The sequence below is a fragment of the Actinomadura geliboluensis genome, assembly GCF_005889745.1.
Taxonomy (GTDB): Bacteria; Actinomycetota; Actinomycetes; order Streptosporangiales; family Streptosporangiaceae; genus Spirillospora; species Spirillospora geliboluensis.
In genome coordinates this window covers 1-22181 of record NZ_VCKZ01000114.1, presented here as the reverse complement: position 1 = coordinate 22181, position 22181 = coordinate 1, and the positions used below count along the sequence as shown (strand labels likewise).

Annotated in this window: 18 protein-coding genes; 12 read left to right on the top strand and 6 right to left on the bottom strand. The window is 75.0% G+C overall.

From position 1 onward, the window contains the following. Both ETD96_RS17420 and ETD96_RS17415 read left to right on the top strand, forming a co-directional pair. Positions 1 to 3330, top strand: a 3330-nt coding sequence (locus tag ETD96_RS17420; protein WP_138637511.1) for a DUF4132 domain-containing protein, incomplete at its 5' end; no start/stop codon positions are given. A 122-nt stretch (positions 3331 to 3452) separates the two neighbouring features. Continuing rightward, on the top strand, positions 3453 to 4049 hold the full coding sequence (locus ETD96_RS17415) for a class I SAM-dependent methyltransferase (RefSeq protein WP_240807763.1): 597 nt from the start codon (positions 3453 to 3455) through the stop codon (positions 4047 to 4049). A 47-nt stretch (positions 4050 to 4096) separates the two neighbouring features. Here the strand turns inward: ETD96_RS17415 and ETD96_RS17410 are convergent, their stop codons facing one another. Then, the gene (locus ETD96_RS17410; protein ID WP_240807761.1) at positions 4097 to 5026 is read right to left on the bottom strand and encodes an FAD binding domain-containing protein; all 930 of its coding nucleotides are present in this window, start codon (positions 5024 to 5026) and stop codon (positions 4097 to 4099) included. Continuing rightward, positions 5023 to 7545 carry a molybdopterin-dependent oxidoreductase gene (locus ETD96_RS17405; RefSeq protein WP_138637509.1) on the bottom strand — a complete coding sequence of 841 codons (2523 nt, stop codon included), beginning with the start codon at positions 7543 to 7545 and terminating at the stop codon, positions 5023 to 5025. Before ETD96_RS17405 ends, ETD96_RS17410 begins: the two co-directional genes overlap by 4 nt. 130 nt (positions 7546 to 7675) lie before the next feature. Here ETD96_RS17405 and ETD96_RS17400 point away from each other — a divergent pair, with 130 nt between their 5' ends. The 9 genes from ETD96_RS17400 (at position 7676) to ETD96_RS17360 (ending at position 15957) form a co-directional block, all read left to right on the top strand. Continuing rightward, positions 7676 to 8476 (top strand): SAM-dependent methyltransferase, encoded by an 801-nt coding sequence (locus tag ETD96_RS17400; protein ID WP_338072562.1) that lies wholly within the window; start codon positions 7676 to 7678, stop codon positions 8474 to 8476. A 117-nt stretch (positions 8477 to 8593) separates the two neighbouring features. Then, positions 8594 to 8992, top strand: coding sequence for a hypothetical protein (locus tag ETD96_RS17395; RefSeq protein WP_138637507.1), 399 nt, complete (start codon positions 8594 to 8596; stop codon positions 8990 to 8992). 49 nt (positions 8993 to 9041) lie between these two features. Next, a complete protein-coding gene (locus ETD96_RS17390; RefSeq protein ID WP_338072561.1) occupies positions 9042 to 9542 on the top strand; it encodes a hypothetical protein in 501 nt (166 codons plus the stop codon). Between the two features lie 116 nt (positions 9543 to 9658). Next, the gene (locus ETD96_RS17385) at positions 9659 to 10375 is read left to right on the top strand and encodes a DsbA family protein (RefSeq protein ID WP_138637506.1); all 717 of its coding nucleotides are present in this window, start codon (positions 9659 to 9661) and stop codon (positions 10373 to 10375) included. Further along, a complete protein-coding gene (locus ETD96_RS17380) occupies positions 10372 to 11211 on the top strand; it encodes a cytochrome c biogenesis CcdA family protein (RefSeq protein ID WP_138637505.1) in 840 nt (279 codons plus the stop codon). The genes ETD96_RS17385 and ETD96_RS17380 overlap by 4 nt, the downstream gene beginning before the upstream one ends. A gap of 69 nt (positions 11212 to 11280) precedes the next feature. Then, positions 11281 to 12786 (top strand): ABC transporter substrate-binding protein, encoded by a 1506-nt coding sequence (locus ETD96_RS17375; RefSeq protein WP_138637504.1) that lies wholly within the window; start codon positions 11281 to 11283, stop codon positions 12784 to 12786. Beyond that, entirely contained in the window at positions 12783 to 13706 is a 924-nt protein-coding gene (locus tag ETD96_RS17370; RefSeq protein WP_138637503.1) for an ABC transporter permease, read from the top strand. The genes ETD96_RS17375 and ETD96_RS17370 overlap by 4 nt, the downstream gene beginning before the upstream one ends. Then, the gene (locus ETD96_RS17365; RefSeq protein ID WP_138637502.1) at positions 13703 to 14476 is read left to right on the top strand and encodes an ABC transporter permease; all 774 of its coding nucleotides are present in this window, start codon (positions 13703 to 13705) and stop codon (positions 14474 to 14476) included. Before ETD96_RS17370 ends, ETD96_RS17365 begins: the two co-directional genes overlap by 4 nt. After that, positions 14473 to 15957, top strand: a complete 1485-nt coding sequence (locus tag ETD96_RS17360) for an ABC transporter ATP-binding protein (protein ID WP_138637501.1) — start codon at positions 14473 to 14475, stop codon at positions 15955 to 15957. The genes ETD96_RS17365 and ETD96_RS17360 overlap by 4 nt, the downstream gene beginning before the upstream one ends. Here the strand turns inward: ETD96_RS17360 and ETD96_RS17355 are convergent. The 3 genes from ETD96_RS17355 to ETD96_RS17345 all read right to left on the bottom strand — a co-directional run bounded on the left by ETD96_RS17355 (position 15933) and on the right by ETD96_RS17345 (position 20436). Continuing rightward, positions 15933 to 17651, bottom strand: coding sequence for an ABC transporter ATP-binding protein (locus ETD96_RS17355; protein WP_138637500.1), 1719 nt, complete (start codon positions 17649 to 17651; stop codon positions 15933 to 15935). The two genes, ETD96_RS17360 and ETD96_RS17355, sit on opposite strands and share 25 nt — an antisense overlap. Positions 17652 to 17658: 7 nt before the next feature. After that, positions 17659 to 19443: an ABC transporter ATP-binding protein gene (locus ETD96_RS17350; protein ID WP_138637499.1), complete on the bottom strand. Its 1785-nt coding sequence runs from the start codon at positions 19441 to 19443 to the stop codon at positions 17659 to 17661. A gap of 219 nt (positions 19444 to 19662) precedes the next feature. Beyond that, positions 19663 to 20436: a phytanoyl-CoA dioxygenase family protein gene (locus ETD96_RS17345; RefSeq protein WP_138637498.1), complete on the bottom strand. Its 774-nt coding sequence runs from the start codon at positions 20434 to 20436 to the stop codon at positions 19663 to 19665. Positions 20437 to 20505: 69 nt separating this feature from the next. Here ETD96_RS17345 and ETD96_RS17340 point away from each other — a divergent pair, with 69 nt between their 5' ends. Then, positions 20506 to 21438, top strand: coding sequence for a helix-turn-helix domain-containing protein (locus ETD96_RS17340; RefSeq protein ID WP_138637497.1), 933 nt, complete (start codon positions 20506 to 20508; stop codon positions 21436 to 21438). 403 nt (positions 21439 to 21841) lie between these two features. On the opposite strand, the gene ETD96_RS17335 is transcribed toward ETD96_RS17340, so the two are convergent. After that, the coding region (locus ETD96_RS17335) for a histidine phosphatase family protein (RefSeq protein WP_171069069.1) at positions 21842 to 22181 on the bottom strand (340 nt) is incomplete at its 5' end.

Below are 22181 nucleotides of genomic sequence, written 5' to 3'. Positions count from 1 at the left end.
GCGCGGCGGGATCGGGGGCACGTGCCGGGCGCGCCGGGGCTCGTGGCGGACGCCGTCGAGGGTGCGCGGGCGCTCGTTGACGCCGTGCGCGACGACATCGAAGTGGTGCTCGGGCTGCCGGGTACCGAGGGCGGCATCGCGGAGGCGGCGCGCGCTCACCTGGGCGGGGAGGCGAATCCGCTCGGCGCGGCGGCGATCGCGTACATCACCGCCCCGTTGAACGAGATGTCGGAGTTCTCCGAGCCGCCGCCCGACCGGCTCTTCATCGACGCCCTGGTCGCCGAGCACGGCATCGCGTTCGCGGCGCGGGCCTGGACGGAGTGGGCCGGGATCTACGCCGACAACCCCGCGTGCATCCGCGCCACCGGCCTGCCGGTGCGGCTGGGCACCGAGCGGCGCCGCGCTGAGCTGCGGGCGATGACGCTGCGGCGGCACCGTGCCGATGAGCTCCACTGCGACTGGTGGCTGACCAGGGAGAGCGGGCGGGCGCTGCGCGGTCGGCTGGCCGCGGCGCCCGAGGACGTGTACGCCGAGGCCGTCGCACTGGTCGGGGACGTCCGCGATCATCCGCTGCAGAAGGCGGTCGCCGCGTATCTGCTCCCGACCCGGGAGGAGTGGGTCGAGGACCTGTGGGCGCGGCCCGGGGAGATCCGGCTCGGCCACCTGCCGGGGTGGCTGCCGCTCTGCGCGCTCGGCCAGCCGCATCAGCCCGCCGAGCTGGGGCTTCCGCTCGGCTTCGAGTGCCGGCGCGACGTCGTCGCGACGCTGCTCGACGGCGTCGGCGTCGATGCGGTGGTGCGGCTGCTGATCGAGGCCCTGGACGGCCCTTACATGACCGGCACCGACCGGACTCGGACGCTGCTGGGGTTCTTTCCTCCGCTCCCCCGGGACGAGGCGCTGCGGGCCCTCGTCGAGCGGGTCGACCGGCCCGAGGTCGTGCCCGCCCTGCTGGCCGCCGCCCGCCGCCAGCCCGTGCGGGCGATGCGGCTGCTGCCGGAGTCGCCGGAGCCGCGGGCGGCCGAGTTGCTGTCCGCGCACGTCCGCGCCAACCCCGGCATCGCGGCGGAGGTCGCGCCCGGCCTCCCGGCCGAGCGGCGGGCGCGGATCCGGGAGATCCTCGACGCGAACACGCGCGTCCCGCAGACGTCGGACGTGCCGCCGCTGCTGACCGAGCCGCCGTGGACGCGTCCGCGCAAGGCGGTCAAGCCCGTCGTCATCAAGGATCTGCCCGCGCCCTGCTCCAACGCCGTTGTCTGGGGCCCCGGTGAACGCGACGTCTGGGCGGCGCGGGAGGCCGACCTGTGGGACCGGCGGGCCGAGGGCACCGATTTCGCGCAGCGGGCCGCGGACGTCGAGGAGGGACGCGGCTTCTCCATGACCGAGCGCCCCACCCTGTTCCTCCGGGGGCCGGAGGATCTGGTGCGGCCGCTGCTGCCGAGGTGGGAGCCCAGCGACAACGAGATGTGGGAGGTGCACGAGTGGCTGCCGCCGCTCGTCGCACGCCACGGGACGCAGGCGTGCGGTCCGGCGCTGTCGGTCGCCGGCCGCGACCCGGGCGCGTTCGGGCAGTACCTGCTGCCGCTGCTCACCGACGAGGTCGCGGTGACGATGGCCGACTGGCTCGTCCGGCTGAAGTCCGGGGGCAGGACGGCCCGCGCCTGGCTGCGGCGCCACGGGACCGCCGCCGCGCCCTCCCTCATCCCGGACGCGCTGGGCAAGGCGGGCCCCGCGCGGCGTGCCGCCGAGGCCGCGCTCCGCTTCATCGCCGGCCGGCACGGCCCGGAGCCGATCGTGGAGGCGGCGCGGGTCCACGGCGGCAAGGCCGCCGCCGCGGTCGAGGCGCTGCTGGCCCGGGACCCCTTGGACGACCTGCCCAAGAAGATCCCGGTCGTCGACTGGGCGGAGCCGCGCATGCTCCCGCAACTGCTGCTGCGCGACCGCGAGCGCGCCCTCCCGGACGAGGCGGCCGGGCACGTGCTGACGATGCTGGCGATGTCGAAGCCTGGGGACGCGTACGCGGGCGTGGAGGTCGTCCGCGAGCTGTGCGATCCGGCGTCCCTCGCGGCGTTCGGATGGGCGCTGTTCCGCTGGTGGGACGTGTGCGGCGCGCCGTCCGCGGACGGCTGGGCGTTCACCCAGCTGGCGCTGACCGGCGACGACGAGACGGTCCGCCGGCTCACCCCGGTCATCCGGGCGTGGCCCGGCGAGGGCGGGCACGCCAAGGCCGTGGCGGGCCTGGACGTCCTCGCCGCCGTCGGCACCGACACCGCCCTGATGCACCTGCACTCGATCTCGCAGCGGGTGAAGTTCAAGGGGCTGAAGGCACGGGCGCAGGAGAAGATCCGGGAGCTCGCGGCCGAACTCGAACTGTCCACCGAGCAGCTCGCGGACCGGCTCGTCCCGGACTTCGGGCTGGACGCGTCCGGGACGCTCACCCTCGACTACGGCCCGCGCCGGTTCGTCATCGGGTTCGACGAGGCGCTCCGGCCGACGGTCGCCGACGAGGGCGGCGCGCGGCGCAAGTCCCTGCCCCGGCCGGGGGCCGGCGACGACCCGGCGCTCGCCCCCGACGCCTACAAGCGGTTCGCGGGCCTGAAGAAGGACGTCCGGACGGTCGCGACCGACCTGCTCGCCCGCTACGAGAACGCGATGGTCACGAGCCGCCGCTGGCCGGTGGCGGAGTTCCGCGACTTCCTCGTCGGGCATCCCCTCGCCGGGCATCTCGTCCGGCGCCTGGTCTGGCTGTCCGAGGACGGTCCCGCGTTCCGCGTCGCCGAGGACGGGACGTTCGCCGACTCCGCCGACGACACCGTCACCCTTCCGGAGACGGCGCTGGTCGGCATCGCGCACCCCGTCCACCTGGGCGGGGAGGTGAAGGCGTGGTCGGAGGTGTTCCTCGACTACGAGATCCTGCAGCCGTTCGAGCAGCTGGCGCGGCCCGTCCACGAGCTCACCGGTGAGGAGCGCGAGACCGGTCGGCTGACCCGGTTCGAGGGGCTGGTGGCCCCGATCGGCGACCTGCTCGGCCTCGTCCGGCGCGGCTGGGCGCGCGGCCCGGCGATGGAGGCCGGCATCGAATGGTACGTCTCCCGCCGCGTCGCCGCCGACCGGCATCTGGTCGCCACCTACGACGGCGGCTTCCCCGTGGGGGCGCCCGACGAGATGGGCGACCAGACCTTGGCGGACGTCCGGTTCGCCGTGTACGCCGACCGCTACCGGAACGACCGGCCCGCCGCGAGCGTCCCGGACGGCCTCGACCCGGTGACCGTCTCCGAGGTCCTCGCCGACCTGACCCGGCTGACCGCTTCCTCGGCGAAGACAGACCGATGACCGGCGCGGGACCTGCTGTTTCGCCGCTGAAGGCCACCCCGCGGCGCCGTGATCAGATCGGCCGGTAGCGTGCGGAGGGTGAGCACGGCGTCTGAACTCCCTCCCGGTCAGGTGGTCTGAGCATGACGAACTACGCCCGCATGTACCGCTTCGGCATGACGCCGTGGGAGCGCTATGGCAAGGCCGCCGGGGACAGCATCGCCGCGCTGCTCGACCGGGAGGAGGCCGACCGGTCCCGGCCGCTCGGCCGGGCCCTCGACCTCGGGTGCGGACGCGGCCAGTTCACCCCCGAACTGGCGCGGCGCGGCTGGGAGGCGGTCGGGGTCGACTACGTCCCCGCCGCGATCGAGGCGGCCCGGAGCAAGGCGGAGGAAGGCGTCACGTACGTGGTGGGCGACGTGACGGACCTGGAGGCGTCCGGTCTCGGAACGTTCGGCTTCTTCACCGACATCGGCTGCTTCCAGGGTTTCGAGCCCGAGCAGCGGCGCGCCGAGGGGCGCGGGGTCACCGCGCTGGCCGAGCCCGGCGCGACGCTGCTGATGCTCGCCTTCGGCGTCACCCGGCTCCGCTCGCGCATCGGCGGGGTGTCCCAGGCGGAGGTCGAGGCCGCGTTCCCGGACTGGGAGATGCTCGACGTCCGGCCCGCCGAGACCGCCGGGCTGGGCTGGCCGATGAACAGGACGTCCCCGCAGTGGTACCGGCTGCGGCGGCGAGGCTGACGGCGAGGCCGGCCACCGCCGCCGCGTGCCTCAGGCCGCCGCGTGCCTCAGGGGGACGGCGGCGAGCAGGCGGTGAGGGTGTCGATCAGGGTCGCCCGGAGGAGCGCCACCTTGTAAGCGTTCTGGGGCAGGGGGGTGCACCGGGCGGTCGCCAGGTCGGCGGCGGCCGTCAGCGTCTCCTCGGTGGCGGGCTTGCCGAGCAGGGCTTCGGCCACTTCGGTGAGGAGGAGCGGCGTGCGGGCCACTCCGCCCACGGCGACGGACGCGGTGGCGATGGTGTCACCGTCGAAGGTGAGGCGGGCGGCGGCTTCGACCAACGGCCATTCGGCCATCTCGCGGGCGGTGGCGCGGCGGTACGCGGCTCGTTCGTCCGGCGTCGGCGGAGGCATGACGACGGCCTGCAGGATCTCGCCGGGCTCCAGGCGGTGGTCGCGCGTGGGGTCGGCGCCGTCCCCGTACAGTTCGGCGATGCCCAGCGTGGAGCGGCCGTGGACCTCGGCGGTGGCGCCGTAGGTGAGGAGCGCCACGGCGAGCGAGGACGGGTGCGGGGCGACGCAGGGGCCCTGGTCGACGACGGCCGAGTAGAGGTGGGCGCCCTCGCGGGCGTGGCAGGTGTCGCCGCCCGTCTGGTGGCAGGTGAAGGCCGGGTTGCGCAGGTACCAGCAGCGGTTGCGCTGGAGGAGGTTGCCGCCGACGGTCGCGACGTTGCGGATCTGCGGGGTGGCGACGGCGGCGGCCGTGGCGGCGAGCGCCGGGTAGGCGGCGGTCAGCCGGTCGTCGGCGAGCAGGCCGGCGATCGTGGTGAGGGCGCCGACGCGGGCGGAGCCGTCCGGCCGCCAGCCGACGCCGCCCAGGCCGGGGACGCCGAGCAGGTCGACCGCGGGACGGGCCGCCCGGGTCATGACGTCGGTGCCGCCGGCGCGCGGCTCGCCGCCGGTGTCGCGGACGGCCGCGGCGGCGGCCTCGATGGTGGTCACGTGCCGATCCCCTCGAGGAGCAGGTCGGGCCGGATGGGCAGGTCGTGCGGGCGCCATCCGGTGGCGTGCCGGACGGCGTTGCCGACCGAGGCGGCGACGGCCACGGTGCAGACCTCGCCGAGGCCGATGCCGCGGCCGGGGACGTGGTCCCAGCCCTCGGTGTGGAAGTGCACGTCGATCTCCGGGGTGTCGGCGATCCCGGGGATGCGGTAGTCCTCCAGGTTCGCGGTGAGGACGGTGCCGGTGGCCGGGTCCTCGTGGCGCTGCTCGAACAGGGCGTAGCCGATGCCCTGGATGACCCCGCCCTCGCACTGGTTGCGCGCCAGCCGGGGCGCGTAGACGTGGCCGGACGTCACGCCGCACCAGACGCGGGTCGGTTTGACGCGTCCGAGCAGGGTGTCCACTTCGACCTCGGTCACGACGACGGCTCCGGAGAAGCCCCGTCCGATGGCGAAGTGGTCGAGCGGGAAGGGCGTCACGTATCCGCGCCGGTCCCGCGGGCGCTTGCCGACGACCCGGAGCCCTTCGGCCTCCTCAAGGGTGCGGGCGCCGAGGGCCTTGCGGAGCCGGCGCGCCGCGTCCTCGGCCGCCGGGGCGACGGACGCGGTGGCGCAACTGCTGGCGGACGTCGGCCCGTAGGCGTGGTCGCTGTCGCCGACCTCGACGCGCACCTGCGCGGGCCGCAGGCCGAGCGCGGACCGCACGACCTCGGCGATCACCGAGCGGGTGCCGGTGCCGATGTCCTGGACGGCGACGCGGGCGACCACGGCGCCCTGCTCGACCGCCAGCGCGACCTTGGTGCCGGGGTCGAGGAAGTACATGTAGTTGGCGGCCGCGACGCCGACGCCGCGGCGGAGGCGTCCGTCGCCGGGGTCCGCGCGGTCGCGCCACATGGGCAGCTCCGCGGCCCGGTCGTACAGGGCGTGGCGCTTGGCGTTGCCGTCCCAGCGGCGGCGCAGGTCGACGGGGTCCTCGCCGCGGCGCAGCGCCATCTCGTCCACGCCCTGTTCCAGCGCCCACAGCATCGGCGGCAGGCCGGGGCCGCGGAAGGGGATGCCGGGGGCGCGGTTGGTGACGTGGTCGTAGTCGCGGATCCGGCGGGGCGCGTTGCCGTAGAAGAACCGCGAATGCCAGGCCGCGTTCGACCCGATGGACACGCCGGAGTCGCCGTGGGCGTCCATGGTGAAGGCGGACAGGCCGCCGCCGGCGTCCGCGAGAAGGGCCAGCTCGATGCGGACCCCGGGGCGGGTGCCGCCGTCGACGAGCTCCTCCGGCCTGCTGAGGACGACCCGGACCGGCGCGCCGTGCAGGCGGGCCAGCTCCACGGCGGCGGCCACGTCGGGGGTGACGTTGACCTTGGAGCCGAAGCCGCCGCCCACGTGCTCGGCCACGATATGGACCTGCTCCCGGCGGAGGTTCCAGCGCTTGGCCGCCTGTTCGGCGACGCGGGTCACCGCCTGAGTGGACAGGTGGAGGTGCAGTTCACCGTCTTCCCAGCGGGCCACGCAGCCGTGCGGCTCCATACAGGTGTGGGCCTGCACGCCGGTGGTGAAGGTGGCCTCCACCAGGGTCTGGCCGCCGTCGCTCCGGGCCTTCTCGATGCGCTTCACCGCCGTGCCGCCCCGCCAGCTCATGCCGGCCGGTCCGCGCACGTTGCCGTTCCACTTGGCGGACGCGAGCGGGCCCTCGTTGGCGCGCGGAGCCTCCTTGCGGGACTCCGCGGTCGGATAGACGACGGTCTCGTCCTCCGGCGAGAGCACGGCGGGCAGCACCGTGTAGTCGATCTCGACCCGCGCCGCGGCCTCCAGCGCCTCGGCCTTCGTGGGCGCGGCGACCGCCGCCACCGGCTGGCCCACGTAGCGGATGACGCGGTCCGCGGGCAGCAGCTCGGTCAGCGGGCCGTCGTACCGGATCTCCCCCACCTTCGCGTGCGGGTGCGGCGACCGTACGATCACGCCTTCGAGCTGCCCGTCCAGGACGACGTCCGCCGTGTACCGCGCGGCGCCCGTGATCTTGCTGAGGGCCTCCACGCGGGCCGGCGTCACCGTGCCGTCGTCGTGCTCACCCGCGCACGCCGCCGCGACCGCCTCGTAGATGCCGACGTACGCGCCGCAGCGGCACAGGTGTCCGGCCAGGGCCTCGGCGATCTGCTCGCGGGACGGTTCGGACGTGCCGTGCTCGGCGCGCCACCGGTCCATGAAGGCCGCCGCCTCCACCACGAAGCCCGGCGTGCAGTAGCCGCACTGGAGCGCGTCGTGCTCGGCGAAGGCCCGCTGCACCGGATGGTCGCCGCCGAGGCCCTCGACGGTCGTGACCTCGCGGTCCGCCACCGCCTCGGCGGGCAGCAGGCAGCTCGCCGCCGTGCGCCCGTCCACCAGGACGGTGCAGGTGCCGCACACGCCCGTGCCGCAGGCGACCTTCGTCCCGGTCAGCCCCATCCTCTCGCGCAGTACGTCCGCCACGGTCTCCGCGGGTTCGGCACGGGTGCCGACGGACTTGCCATTGAGGCTGAATTCCATTCGCGCTCCATGCACAGGGGGCTGATCAGCGTCATCGTGGCACAGCGAACAGGGTAAATCACCACTTTCTTGCTATCTCACCTCTACAGTTGTCGCGACGTTTCATCGCTCACGGCAGACGGGAACCGCGGTGCCACCACAGCCGGGCGTGCCACAGGGGATCGATCCGAACACCCCGAACGTGGCGCGCATGTACGACTACGTGCTCGGCGGCAAGGACAACTACGCCGCCGACCGCGAACTCGCGGGCCACCTCATCGCCTCCATCCCGGACGGGGTCGAGGCGCTGCGCGCGAACCGCCGCTTCCTCGGCCGCGCCATCGCCCACGTCGCCGGGCAGGGCATCGACCAGTTCATCGACCTCGGCGCGGGCCTGCCCAACCAGGGCAACGTCCACGAGATCGCCCAGCGCGTCCACCCGCACGCCCACGTCGTCTACGTGGACATCGACCCGGTCGTCATCGCGCACGCCCGCGCCCTGCTCGCCGCCGACGACCGCACCGCCGCGCTCCAGGCCGACATGCGCGACCCCGGAACCGTCTTCGCCTCCGACGCCGTGGCCCGCCTCATCGACTTCGACCGCCCGGTCGGCGTCATCTTCAACGCCATGCTGCACTTCGTCACCGACGCCGAGGACCCCGCCGGCATCGTCGGCGCCTTCACCGACCGCATGGCCCCCGGCAGCCACCTCGTCATCTCCCACAGCACCCTCGACGACCGCCCCGCCGACCTCGTCGAGATCATCAGGGCCGCCTACGAGAACGCCTCGGCCCCCATGGTCTTCCGCGACCACGACGCGATCCTGCGCCTGTTCAACGGCCTCCGCCTCGTCGAGCCGGGCCTCGTCAAGGTCAACCGCTGGCACTCCGACGCCGAGGAGGCCGCCGCCACCGGCGGCGCCTGGGTCTACGGCGGCGTCGCCGTCAAGTAGCGTCGCGCGTCACGGCGGGCCGGAGCCGTCGACCGCCCGCTCGTGTTGAGCGTTGCTGCTTTTCTGTCTCCTATAGTGAGCCGAGCATTCGTGTCACTGGGAGGAAGGATGTTCGGCATGCCGTCGCCGGTGCGCGGGAGGCCCTCGTGGTCCCGGCCGTGCCTGGTGCTGGCGTTGCTGATCGTCCTGCTGACGGTCGGCTGCCTCATGCAGCTCGGCAAGGGCGCCGCCGCCTTCCAGTCGGCCGGTGCCGGTCCCGTCGCCGCCAGTGCGGCGGACGAGTCGCCGCGGGAGTCGGGGACGGAGCCGGGCACCGGGCAGTGCGGCAAGAAGACGGTGGCCGAGGCGCCCCCGGTCGCGCCCGCCGCCCAGCCGCTGCCGGTTCCGGCGGTCGTGCTGCCGGCCGCGCTCGCCGAGGGCGCGGCGGCGCCGCCGGGCGCGGTCGCCCCGGTGGCGCGCCAGGGACCTGCGCCGCCCCCGCCCGACCTCGCCGGACTCTGCGTTCTGCGGATCTAGAGGCCCCGTTCACCCGGGCCGCCAGATCCGACCGAACGGAGTCCGACCGATGATCTCTGCTCGCCCGTCCGTGCGGGCGTCCACCGGCATGCTCGCCAAGGCGGGCCGCGCGCTGGCCTGCTGGCCGCGCCGCCGCTGGGCCTTCGCCGCCGCCGGGGCCGCCGGGGCCGCGCTGCTGGTGGGAGCGCCCACCGACGTGATCCCGAATCCGCTGTTCGGCCGTTCCGTGCCGGTGCAGTGGTGGAACTATCCCGTGCTCGCCGTCACCGCCGTCCTGTCCGGGCTGGTCCTGGCCACCTATGCCGGACGGCCGTCCGGCGCGGGCCGGCGCCTCGGCCCGCTCGGCGGGCTGCTGTCGTTCTTCGCGATCGGGTGCCCGGTGTGCAACAAGGCGGTGCTCCTGCTGCTGGGCACCTCCGGCGCGCTGACGATCTGGGCGCCGCTGCAGCCGGCCGTGGCCGTGCTGTCGATCGCCCTGCTGGCCGTGGCCGCCGTGCGGCGCCTGGCCGGGGAGATCGACTGCCCGGTCGGCGCGCCCGGCTCGTCCTGACACTTCCTCCGCACCGCGCGCGCCGCGCCGCGCGGTCAGCCCGCCTGCGCTGACCACGGGCCGCGTTCACGCACGCCCGGCCGCGCCGCGCGCTCTCTTGGAAAGGCTCTTCCGCCATGTCGGCTTCATCTCGCAAGACCCGCTCCCTGACCATCGCGGCCGTGCTGCTGGGCGCGGCCCTGGTCCTCGGCCTGGCCGCCGCCCTCAGCACCCGGGGTGGCGGGGAACCGGCCGCCGCCGGGTCGCCGTCGCCGTCCGCGTCGCCGTCGCGGTCGACGACCGGCGGCCCCGACCTGGCCCGGCGCAAGGACGGCGACCCGTTCGCGCTCGGCCGCACCGACGCCCCGGTCGTCATGATCGAGTACAGCGACTTCCAGTGCCCGTTCTGCGGCCGGTTCGCCCGCGAGACCAAGCCCCGGCTGATCAAGGAGTACGTGGACGCCGGCGTGCTGCGGATCGAGTGGCGCAACTTCCCGATCTTCGGGGACGAGTCGAAGGCCGCGGCGCAGGCGGCCTACGCCGCCGCCCGGCAGGACCGCTTCTGGGCGTTCCACGACCGGCTGTACGCCGAGCCGCGGCGCCGCAACTCCGGCGACTTCGCCCGCAAGCACCTGATGACCTGGGCGCGGGAAGCCGGCGTGCCCGACCTGGACCGCTTCCGGTCCGACATGGAGAGCGGCGAGGCCGAGGACTCCATGATCGCCGACCAGGTCGAGGGCTACCGGATCGGCGCCGCCAGCACCCCGACGTTCCTGATCAACGGCCGGCCGCTCCTCGGCGCCCAGCCGTTCGAGGTGTTCGCCAAGGCCGTCGAGGAGGCGCGCGGGCGGTGAGCGTCGGCTACCTGGCCGCCCTCCTGGGCGGCGTCCTGACCCTGTTCAGCCCGTGCAGCGCGCTGCTGCTCCCGGCGTTCTTCGCCTACTCCTTCACCGAGCGGACGCGGCTCGTCGCCCGGACTGCGGTCTTCTACCTCGGGCTCTGCACGACGCTGGTCCCGCTCGGCGCCGCCGGGGCGCTGGCCGGCCGGCTCTTCTACGGGCACCGCGACCTGCTGGTCGCCGTCGGCGGCTGGACGATCATCGCGCTCGGCGTCGTCCAGATCGCCGGGCTCGGGTTCGGCTCCACCCGGCTCCAGGGGCTCGCCGCCCGGCGCGGCAAGGCCGGGTCCGCGCTGTCGGTCGGCCTGCTGGGGGCCGTCTACGGGCTGTCGGGCTTCTGCGCCGGGCCCCTGCTCGGCGGCATCCTCACCGTCTCGGCGGTCGGCGGCAACCCGCTGTACGGGGCGTCGCTGCTGGCGGTGTACGCGCTGGGCATGGCCGTCCCGCTGTTCGTGCTGGCCCTGCTGTGGGACCGCTACGACCTCGGCCACCGCCGCGTCCTGCGCGGCAGGCCGGTCACGCTCGGGCCGCTGCGGGTGCACTCGACGTCCCTGGTCGGCGGGCTGTTCTTCATCGTCCTGGGGACGGTGTTCCTGCTCTTCGACGGCACGTCGGCGCTGCCCGGCCTCCTGGACCCCGACACCGAGTTCGCCTTGGAGGAGACGGTCTCCCGCATCGGCGCGGCCGTGCCGGACGGCCGGCTGCTGGCGGTCCTCGCCGCCGGGGCCGCCGTCGCGGCCGCCGCGTTCCTGTGGCGCGGACTGCGGGAGGACCGCCGCTCGCCCGACTGAACGACATTGATAACCGTTTTCACTTTCGTTAGTGTGTGGCACCCCGCGTCGCCGTTCCGAGGGAGAGCCATGCACGACCAGTTGACCCGCCGCGCGTTCCTGGGAGCCGCCGCCGGAGCCGCCGTCCTCGCCGGGTGCGGGACGGGCCCCTCCTCCGGCGGCGGCAGGCTGCGCGCGGCGTTCGCGGGCGGCGGCGCGACCGAGGTGCTCGACCCGCACCTGGCCAACCTGTTCGTCGAGGCGGCGCGGGCGAAGGCCATGTTCGACAAGCTCGCCGACCTCGGCGACGACGTCGCGCCGCGGCCCCGGCTGGCCGAGCGCTGGGAGGCGAGCGCCGACCTGCGGACGTGGCGCGTCACCCTGCGCGAGGCGGTCTTCCATGACGGCAAGCCGGTGCGGGCGCAGGACGTCCTGGCCAGCTACGCGCGGATCCTCGATCCGAAGGGTGCCTACCGGGCCCGGTCCAGCCTGGCGCTGATCGACCTGGGCGACAGCAGGGCGGTGGACGAGCGCACCGTCGAGTTCGCGCTCAAGCGGCCGTTCGCGGAGTTCCCGAACGCGCTCGCGGCCTTCGGCGCGTACATCGTCCCGGCGGGCCTGCGCGACTTCTCCAAGCCGGTCGGGTCGGGGCCGTTCCGGTTCGCGTCGTGGCAGCCGGGCCGGGCGGTGCTGCTCGCCCGCAACCCGGACTACTGGGACGGCGCCCCGCACATCGGCGAGCTGGAGTTCCTGATCGCCAACGAGGAGTCCGCCCGGATGAACGCGCTGCTCGGCGGCCAGGTCGAGTACGCCCACGACATCTCGCCCGCGACCGCGCGCCGGCACGGCTCCCGCGCCCGGTTCGTGCACTCCCCGAACAGCAACATGCAGGCGTTCGCGATGAAGGTCGACCGGCCGCCGTTCGACGACCGCGACCTGCGCGAGGCGCTGTTCCTGCTCGCCGACCGGCGGCGGCTGGTCGACACGACGATGCCGGGCGCCGGTCAGGTCGGCAACGACCTGTTCGGCAAGGGCTACCTGCACTACGCCGCCGGAATCCCGCAGCGCGAACCCGACCTGGACCGTGCCAAGGCGCTCATCAGGAAGGCCGGGGCGGACGGGACGACGATCGAGCTGACCACGTCCCAGGCCGCGTCCGGCTTCGTGGAGGCGGCCACCGTGTTCGCCGACCAGATCCGCGCCGCCGGGCTCAAGGCCAAGGTCGTGACCGGCGACAAGGACACCTACTGGTCCGACATCCTCAAGAGGGGCACGCTGGTCAGCTTCCGGTCGGGGGCGATGCCGATCGAGACGCACATCTCCCAGCGGCTGCTCTCGCACTCGACCACCAACGCCACCAGGTGGGCCAGGCCCGACTTCGACGCGCTCTACGACCGGGCCGTCTCCTCGCCGCGCGAGCAGGACCGCAAGGACGCCTTCGACCGGATGCAGCGCATGCTGCACGCCGAGGGCGGCCTGCTGGTCTGGGGATTCGCCGACGGCATCGTCGCGACGGCCCGCAACGTGACCGGCGTGCGCGGCGCCCCGATGAACACCCTGGACTGGGCGCGTTTCGACAAGGTCCGCCTGGGATGAGCCTCCCCCGCTACGCCGCGCGGCGGATGCCGCTGGCGTTCGCGCAGGTCGCCGCCGTCACCACCGTGATCTTCCTGCTGACGGAGCTGCTGCCGGGCGACGCCGCCGTGGTGCTGGCCGGCGACTCCCCGGATCCCGCCCGGGTCGCGCAGATCCGCGCGGGCCTCGGCCTGGACCGTCCGCTGCCCGAGCGGTTCGCCGAGTGGGCGGCCGGGCTCGCGCACCTGGACCTCGGCAGCTCGATCGTGTCCGGACGGCCGGTGGCGGAGATCGTCCTGGCCGCGCTCGCGCCGACCGCGCTGCTGGCCGGGCTGACGCTGGCGCTGCTGGTGCCGCTGGCCATCGCGGCCGGGGTGGGCGCGGCGGTCCGGGAGGGCGGCCTGCTGGACCGCGTGCTGACCTCCACCGGCGTCGCGCTGTACTCGGTCCCCGAGTTCGCCCTGGCCATGCTGCTCATCGCGGTGTTCTGCGGGTGGCTCGGCTGGCTGCCCGCCACCGCGATCGACGGGCTCGGCGCCGCCGTGCTGGTACTTCCGCTGCTGGTGCTGCTGGCCCGTCCGCTGTCGTCCACCGGACGGCTCGTCCGCGCCGGGATGATCGACGCGCTGCACGCCGGCTACACCCGGCACGCGCTGCGGCTGGGCGTCCCGGTGCGGCGCGTCCGGTACGCGCACGCGCTGCCGAACGCGCTGGCGCCCGCCGCGCAGCAGCTCGCCCGCACCGTGGACTGGCTGCTCGGCGGCGTCATCGTCGTGGAGGCGGTGTTCGTGGTCCCGGGGCTCGGCACCGTACTGGTGGACGCGGTCGCCGACCGGGACCTGCCCGTCGTCCAGGGCCTGGCGGTGCTGTTCGCGACGACGACCGTCCTGGTCAACCTGGCCGCCGACCTGGCGGCGTTCCGCCTGGTGCCGCGCGCATGAGGCGGCCGCCGATCGTCCCGCTGCTGCTGGTGGCGGTTCCGCTGCTGATCGCGCTGGCCGGGCCGTGGCTGGCGCCGGGGTCGGCCGGGACGTCCGGACGCGGGGCGGCGTTCGCCGCGGACGGCCCGCTCGGCACCGACTTCGCCGGACGGGACGTGTGGGGCCAGGTCCTGCTCGGCGGCCGGACCCTGGTGCTGGTGGCGCTGGCCGCCACCGCCGGCGCGTACCTGCTGGGCGTCCCGTGGGGGCTGGCCGCCGCGACCGCGCCGCGCCGCGCCGTGGACGAGGCCCTGATGCGCCCGCTGGACCTGCTGCTGGCCGTGCCGTCGCTGCTCCTGCTGATCCTGCTCGCGGCCATCGGGTCCGGCGGCGCGCTGGTGTGGGCGCTCGCCCTCGTCCACCTGCCCGACATCGCCCGCGTCACCCGCGCGGCGGCACTGGAGGCGGCGCACGGGACGGCGATCGAGGCCATGCGGCTGCAAGGCGAGCACCGCTGGCGCACCGGTGTCCTGTTCGTCGGACGGTCAGCGCTGCGGACGCTGGTCACCGACGCGGGCACCCGCCTGACCGGCACCCTCTACCTGGTCGCCGCCGCCGCGTTCCTCGGCATCGGGGTCTCCCCCGACACCGCCGACTGGGCCGTGATGATCGACCGCAACCGGGCGGGCCTGTTCCTCAACCCCTGGTCCGTCCTCGCACCCGCGCTGCTGATCGTCATGCTCACGGTCGGGCTCAACCTCGCCGCCGACCGCGCCTTGGAGGAACGGTGATCGAAGTGGTGGGCCTGCGGGTCCGTTCCGCCGCCCGGACGCTGGTGGACGGGGTGGGCTTCACCGTCCCGGAGGGGCGGGTCCTCGCGCTGGTCGGGGCGTCCGGCAGCGGCAAGACGACGACCGGGCTGGCGCTGCTCGGGGAGCACCCGCCGGGCACCGAGGCCACCGGCACGGTGCGGATCGACGGGCGGTGGCCCGCCGCGGCCGGCGCCGTCGGCTACATCCCGCAGCATCCGTCGTCCGTGCTGAACCCCGCCCGCCGGATCGGGCCGATGCTCCGGGGCATCGCCCGGTTGCACGGCACCGATGCGGTCGCCGCGCTCGACGCCGCGCGGCTGCCCTCCGGCGGAGCGTTCCTGCGCCGGTTCCCGCACCAGTTGTCGGGCGGGCAGCAGCAGCGGCTCGTGCTCGCCCAAGCCCTGCTCACCGCGCCCAAGGTGATCGTCGCCGACGAGCCCACCACCGGCCAGGACGCCGTCACCCGTGCCGAGCTGGTCGGGGTGCTGCGCGGCCTCGGGGTGACGCTCGTGCTGCTCAGCCATGACCTGGACGTCGTCCGGGCGCTCGCGGACGACGTCGTCGTGCTGCGTGGCGGCAAGGTCGTCGAAGCGGGTCCGGACGTCCTGGACGCGCCGCGCGGCGACTACGCCAAGGCCCTGGTCGCCGCGCAGCCCGACCCCGCGGCGCCCGCCACCGCCCGGCCGCTGCCGGACGCCCCGCTGCTGCGCGTCCGCGACCTGACCGCGGGCCACGCCGGCCGCCGGGACCGTCCCGCCGTGGACAGGGTCAGCCTCGACCTGGCCGATGGGGAGCGGCTGGGGATCGTCGGCCGGTCGGGCGGTGGCAAGACGACGCTGGCCCGCTGCGTCGCGGGGCTCCACCCGTGGACGGGTGGCAGCGTGGCCGTCGGCGGCGTGCCGCTGCCCGCACGGCCTCGGCGGCGCACCCGCGCCCACCGGAGGCTGGTCCAGTACGTGTTCCAGGACGCGCGCGCCTCGTTCGACCCGTGGCGCCCCGTCCACGAACAAGTGGCACGCACCGCCGTCCGGCTGCGGGATCTGCCCTCCGCCCAAGCCCGAGCGGAGGCGCTCGACAGCCTGGAGCGCATGGGCCTGGACGCGTCGGTCGTCCGGCACCGCCCCGACCGGCTGTCCGGCGGCGAACTCCAGCGGGCCGCCCTCGCCCGCGCGCTCCTCGCCCGGCCCCGCGTGCTCATCTGCGACGAGATCACCTCCGGGCTCGACACGCTCACGCAGGCCGCCATCCTGGACCTGCTCGCCGGCCTGGACCTCGCGCTGGTCTTCATCAGCCACGACCTCGGCGTGGTCGCCCGGATCGCCGACACCGTCGCCGTCGTCCACGACGGCCGCCTCGTCGAGCACCGGCCCGCTGCTCACCTCCTGCGGGCACCCGAGCACCCCCTCACGAGGGCCCTCCTCGGAGACCCGGAGGGTCAGCGGGCCACGGTCTGGCGGTAGCGCTCGTCAGTGCGGAGGAGGGCGCGGTGCGTGTCCTCGGCGGTGATGGCGCCGCCGTCCAGGACGAGGACGCGGTCGGCGGCGTCCAGCAGGGCGGGGCTGGTGGTGATCACGACGGTGGTCCGGCCGCTCCGCAGACCGGCGATGCCTCGCGCGATGAGCTGCTCGGTGACCGCGTCGACGGCGGTCGTCGGGTCGTGCAGGACGAGGACCGGGCTGTCGGCGGCCAACGCGCGGGCCAGCGACAGCCGCTGGCGCTGCCCGCCGGACAGGTTCGCGCCGCGGTCGCGGACGGGGTGGTCGAGCCCGTCGCGGTGCAGCGCGACGACGTCGGTCAGCATGGACGCCTCGACGGCCGCCGCGACCTCCCGGGCGGTGCCCGACGGGTCGATGTTCGTGCGGAGCGTGCCCGCGAAGATCTCCCCGTGCGACGGGTTCACCAGCAGGTGCGCGCGGAGCCCGTCGGTCGACAGGTCCGCGGTGTCCCGGCCGCCGACCCGCACCGCGCCCTCGTACGCGCCCGGCGGGACCTCGCCCGACAGCAGCGCCATGAGGTCGGCGGCGGCGCGCTGCTCGTAGGCGGCGATCGCCGTGAACTCCCCGGCGGGCACATCGAACTTCAGCTCGCGCAGCGACCCGTACCGGACGCGGTCGACCTCCAGGCCGCCGTCCGCGTCCGGGCGCGCCGTGCCCGGCACCGCCACCGGCGGCGCGGCCAGCACCAGCGCCATCCGCTCGGCGGACGCCCGCGCGACCATGAGGTGCTTCGGCATCTCCGAGAACAGCTTGAGCGGTTCCATGATGAACTGCGCCAGCCCGACGGCCATGACGAGTTCCCCGGTGGTGATCCGGTCCTCGAACGCGAGCCAGCCAGCCAGCAGCGTCACGGCGGTGGCGAGGAGCGCGTTGAGCGCCAGCGCGGCGCCCGCGTACGCGCCGTTGGCCCTGGCGACGGTGACCGCCTGGTCCCGCGCCTCCCCGCTGACCCGGCGGTAGGACGCGAACGCCGCGTGGTTGCCGCCGAACCCGTGCAGCGGGCGCAGGCCGCTGATCAGGTCGGCGACCTTCGCGCTCGCCCGCGCGACGCGGGCCTGCTGCTCGCGGGTGCCGGTGCCGATCCGCTTGGACAGCACGCTCAGCACCGACAGGACCGCGACGGTCCCCGCGATCACCAGCAGGCCGAGCCCGACGTCGGCCAGGCCCAGCGCGACCGCCGCGATCAGCACCGCGACCAGCGAGCTGACCAGCAGCGGCACCACCTCGATGATGTCGGCGGTCTGGTCGGCGTCCTCGGTGGCGATGGTCAGCACCTCGCCGGACTTCAGGTCGGCGTCCCGGGCCACGGGCTGGAGCCCGCAGGCCGCTACCCGCACCCGCCAGCGGTGCGCCTCGGTCGTGTTGGCCTTCTGCAGGATGCGCATCCCGAACCGCCACGAGAACGACACCGTCGTGATGATCACGGCGAGCGCGGCGATGGACAGGCCGAGCGCGCCGAGGCTCCGGTCGCGCATCGTGTGCTCGACGATCAGGCCCAGCGCGATGGGGAAGGCGGTCTCGCCCGCCTGGTACATGCCCATGAGGACGGTGCCCGCGGTCATGGCGCCCGCGTTGCGGCGCAGCGCGGTCCGCAGGATCGCGGAGCCCGTGCGGGGTCCCGGTTCGGCGGCGGTCGTCGTCTCCGCGGCGGTCGTCATCGCCGGTTCAGCCCCCCGCCCGCCAGGCGCGCCACAGCCGCGCGTACCGGCCGCCGAGCGCCACCAGTTCATCGTGGGCGCCCTGCTCCACGACGCGCCCGGCGTCGAGCACGGCGATCCGGTCGGCCGCCATGGCCTGGGTGAGCCGGTGCGCGACGAACAGCGTCGTGCGCCCCCGGCACGCGGCGAGGACGGCCCGCTCCAGCGCGGCGGCGCCCTGGCTGCCCGCCTCCGCGGTCGACTCGTCCAGCACCACGACCGGCGACCGGCTCAGCACCAGCCGGGCCAGCGCGACCTGGGTGGCCCGCGTGGCGTCGAGGCGCTCGCCGCCCTCGCCGACCGGGGTGTCCAGGCCGTCCGGCAGGGCGTCGACCCAGCCGTCCGCGCCGACCGTGCGCAGGGCGTCCATCAACTCGGCGTCGGACGCGTCCGGCGCGGCCAGCCGCAGGTCGCCGGCGAGCGGGCCGGAGAACACGTGCGTCTCCTGCGTCAGGATGCTCACCAGGGCCCGCGCGCCCGCCTCGTCCAGGTCGGCGAGGTCGACCGGGCCGATGCGCACCGACCCGGCCTGCGGGGTGCCGATGCCCGCGATGAGCGCGGCCAGCGTCGACTTGCCAGCGCCCGTCGCGCCGACCAGCGCGAGCGAGCCGCCCGCCGGGATCACCAGGTCGACGTCCCGCAGGACCGGCTCCTCGGAACCGGGATAGGTGAACGTCAGCCCCTCGACCGTGACCGGGTGGGCCGCGGCGTCCGGCTCGGCGGGCGTCCCGCCCACCAGGCGCTCCTCGGCGGGCTCCCCCAGCACCCCGACCAGCCGGGTCAGGCTCGCGCCCGACTTCTGGGCCTCGTCGAAGGTGAACAGGATGGAGCCCAGCGGGTTGAACAGGCGGTGGAACAGCAGCGGGGCCGCCGCGACCTCGCCCAAGCTGGCGGCGTCCGCCTCCAGCAGGGCGTACCCCACCGTGATGATCAGGACGAGCCCGATGAACTCGGCGCGGTTCTCCCGGCCGACGAACCGGCCGAAGAGGCGGAACACCTCGATGCCGAGGTCGCGCACCCGCCACGACTCGCGGGTCACCCTGGCGCGGAACGCGTCCTCCAGCCGGTACGCGCGGACGGTGCCGATCCCGTCCAGCCCGCTGATCAGCTCCTGCGCCCGGTCGGCCTGCGCCGCGCGCTGCCGCCGGTAGAGCGGCGCCGACCTCGGCAGGTACCAGCGCAGGGCCAGCGCGTAGGCGGGCAGCGCGCCGGCGCCCGCCAGGCCGAGCCGCCAGTCGAGGCCGAACATCCCGGCGGTGGCGATCGCGACGAGCACGCCCGCGGAGAAGACCGTGGGGACGGCCGTCCGGATGCCCTTGGACAGGACGGCGACGTCGTCGCCGACGCGGGAGAGCACGTCCCCCCGGCCGACCTGCTCGATCCGCGCGCTCGGCATGCCGAGCACCGCCCGGACGGCGCCCTCCCGCAGCCGCGCGAGCAGTTCCGCGCCGAGCCGCCCGATCAGGTACGTCGACGCGGCGGTGGCTGCGGCGCCGAGCGGAACGGCGGCCACCAGCAGGGCCCCGATCGTGATCAGGATCGCGGGCGAGCCGCCGCCGGCCACCCCGTCCACCACCCGGCCGAGCAGGAGCACCGGCAGCACCTGGAGCGCCGCGCCCGCCACCGTGGTGAGCACCGCGGTGCCCGTCAGCCACGGCGTCTCGCGGCAGTGCGCCGCGACCCAGCGGGACGCCTCGCGCCCGGACGCCGTGCGCAGGGCGGCCGGGGCGAGGCGCGGGACGGCGGTGGTCACTCCTGGCCGACCGACGCGACGATCTCGGCCTCGTTGCCCAGGGCCTTGGCGATGTGCACCGCGTTGCCCTGCCACGGCTCCATGACCGCGCTCATCCGCGCGGGCCGAGTCCGGCTAGCACTACTTTCCTCCGAAATCAGACCTGAATAAGGAGAGCCTAACCTAAATGGGATCATGGACTCCGGCCCGGGCGGCGTGCGCCTCATCCCTAGTTGCACCTCACGCCCAGGGCCTCGGGAAGTCGTCGCCGTCCAGCCGGGCGCCTTCGGCCAGCCCCAGCGGGTCGGTCACGGGGTGCGGGGCGCCGTTGTAGACGGTCTCCTCGTCCATGTAGATGACGACGTGCGCGAGCCTCGCCAGATCGGTCGTGTTGGGCAGGGCCATGTGGCCGGTGTAGCCGCTGTGGAAGGTGCAGTCCCCGGCCCGGAGGGGGATGGTCACGCGCGGGATCCATCGCAGCGCCGGATCCGCCTCGAACAGGTCGCCCTCCTCATGGAGGTCCTGCGCGCGCAGGCCGCTGCGGGTCTGGGTACCGGGGAGGAACGTCATGCAGCCCCGCTCGGGCGGGACGTCCACCAGCGCGATCCACGCCGAGAGCGGGAGCCGGTCGTCGGCGTGCGGCCAGTACGGCCGGTCCTGGTGGAACTCGGTGGCGGTGTTGCTGTGCGGCTCCTTCACCAGCATCTGGTCATGCCACAGCCGCACCGGGAAACCCGCGAGCTGCTCGGCGACCCGGCCGAGCCGCCGGTCGAACGTGAGGTCGCGCAGGGTCTCGTCGCGCCGCCAGACGTTGACCAGCTGGCTGAAGGCGCCGCCCTTCTCCAGGCTCTCCCCGCGATGGGATTCGAGGTACGCCTCCGCGCCGGCTCTGAAGCGCTCGACCTGCGTGCGGTCGAGCACGCCGCGGACTCGGACGAATCCGTTCTCACGGTAGCTGCTGACGAGGTCGTCGGAGAGGCGTCCGTCCGGGCCGAGGTCTGTCTCTTCGCTCATGTGGAAAGCCTCGCAACGGCCGGAGGCACCGGCTAGGCCGATGCCGTCCTCCAGTCGTACGATTCCGACATGACCACGGTGCTGCACGAGCGGGCGTTGTTCGCGGACGAGCCGATTTGGGGAAGCGTGCAGCAGCTGTCCGCGGACGTCGAGGCCCACGCGCACGACTTCGTGGAGATCGCCGTCATCGGGCCCGGCCGGGGCACGCACGTGACCGCCACGGGCGTGCACCGGCTGCGGCACGGCCAGGCCGTCGTGCTCCGGCCGGGCGCGTGGCACGGCTTCGAGGGCTGCGCCGATCTCGTCGTCGCCAACTGCTGCGTGTCGGCCAAGGCGCTGCGCTCCGACCTGGAGGGCCTGATGCGGGTCCCGGCGCTGCGCCGGCTGCTGTGGACGGAGCCCGTCGCCTCCGGCTCCCGGGGTGTGGCGGTCACCGCCGTCGGGCCGGACGCCGCCGACGAGGCCATCGACCAGATCCGGCTACTCGAAGCCGACCTGTCGGGTGCCCCGCCCCGCACCGGACGCGCGCTGGGCAGGCTCGTCACCGTCCTCGGCATCCTCGCCGACGCGGGCTCCCCCGGCGGCGCCGGGCCCGGCATGCACCCGGCGGTCGCCGCCGCCATCGCGCGGATGGAGGCGGCGCCCGCCGAGGCGTGGCGGCTGGGCGGCCTCGCACGCGCCGTCAACCTCGACCCCGACTACCTGGGGCGGCTGTTCGTCCGGCACGTGGGGGCGTCCCCGCTCGCCCATCTGGCCCGGATCAGGGCGGAACGGGCCGCCGACCTGCTCGCCCACTCCGACCTCCCGGCCGCGCGCGTCGGCGCGGCCGTGGGCTGGGACGATCCGACCTACTTCGCGCGGCGCTTCCGCGAGCTCGTCGGCCTGACCCCGACCGCGTACCGGCGGACGGCCAGGCCGCCGGCGGCGGTCGCGAGCAGCAGGCCGCCGAGGACGGCGGGCGCCTGGCCCCCGCCGGAGCCGCCGTCCTTCGCCGGCCCGTAGCCGCCCGCCATGCCCTGCCGGTCGTAGGCCGAGCCCGGCATGCGGTCGCCGTAGCGCTCACCGACCGCCCGCTGGTAGGCCGCCAGCGGGACGGACGCCGCGCCGGTCGCCTGCCGCGCCTCGGCGTTGAGGGGGTGGACCCGGCCGTTCCGCAGCGCGTACCAGGCGTTGATCTGCGGCTCGCGGAAGACCGTGCCGCTGTTGCGGGCGTAGGTCTCCTCGTCCGCGCCGGAGGCGATGTTGGCCAGCCGCCAGGCGCCGTCCTTGCGCACGGCCCACACCGACGCATGCTGACCGTCCGCCGAGACCGCCTCGGTGGCGAGGAACGACAGCCGCGCGACGGTGCCGGAGGCGCCGGTGACGAAGCCAGGGTTCAGGTCGTAGACCGGCACGGTGGGGCCGGTCAGCTCGGGCGCCATCCGCTTCGCCGCGGCGGCGCTGACCTCGCCCGTCCGACGAGGCCCTTCGGCGCGCGGACGCTGCGCCCCGCATCGCACGACTCGTCCACGGGGAACCCGACGGTCGCCGCTACGGCCCCGGCGGCAGGACCGGCAAGACGAGCGCCGGCGGCGGCGTGCTCGGCCGGGTAGCGCTCGCGGATCTCGCGGGACGTCAGGCCCTCCCAGGCGCCGCCGTCGCGTTCGATGAGGTCCCGGTCGTAGCGGACGCGCCCAGCCGGCGACCGACAGCTGCTGAACCCCGACCGGACGTCCGAACGGACGCTGGCCTCCCCGGGCGTAAAG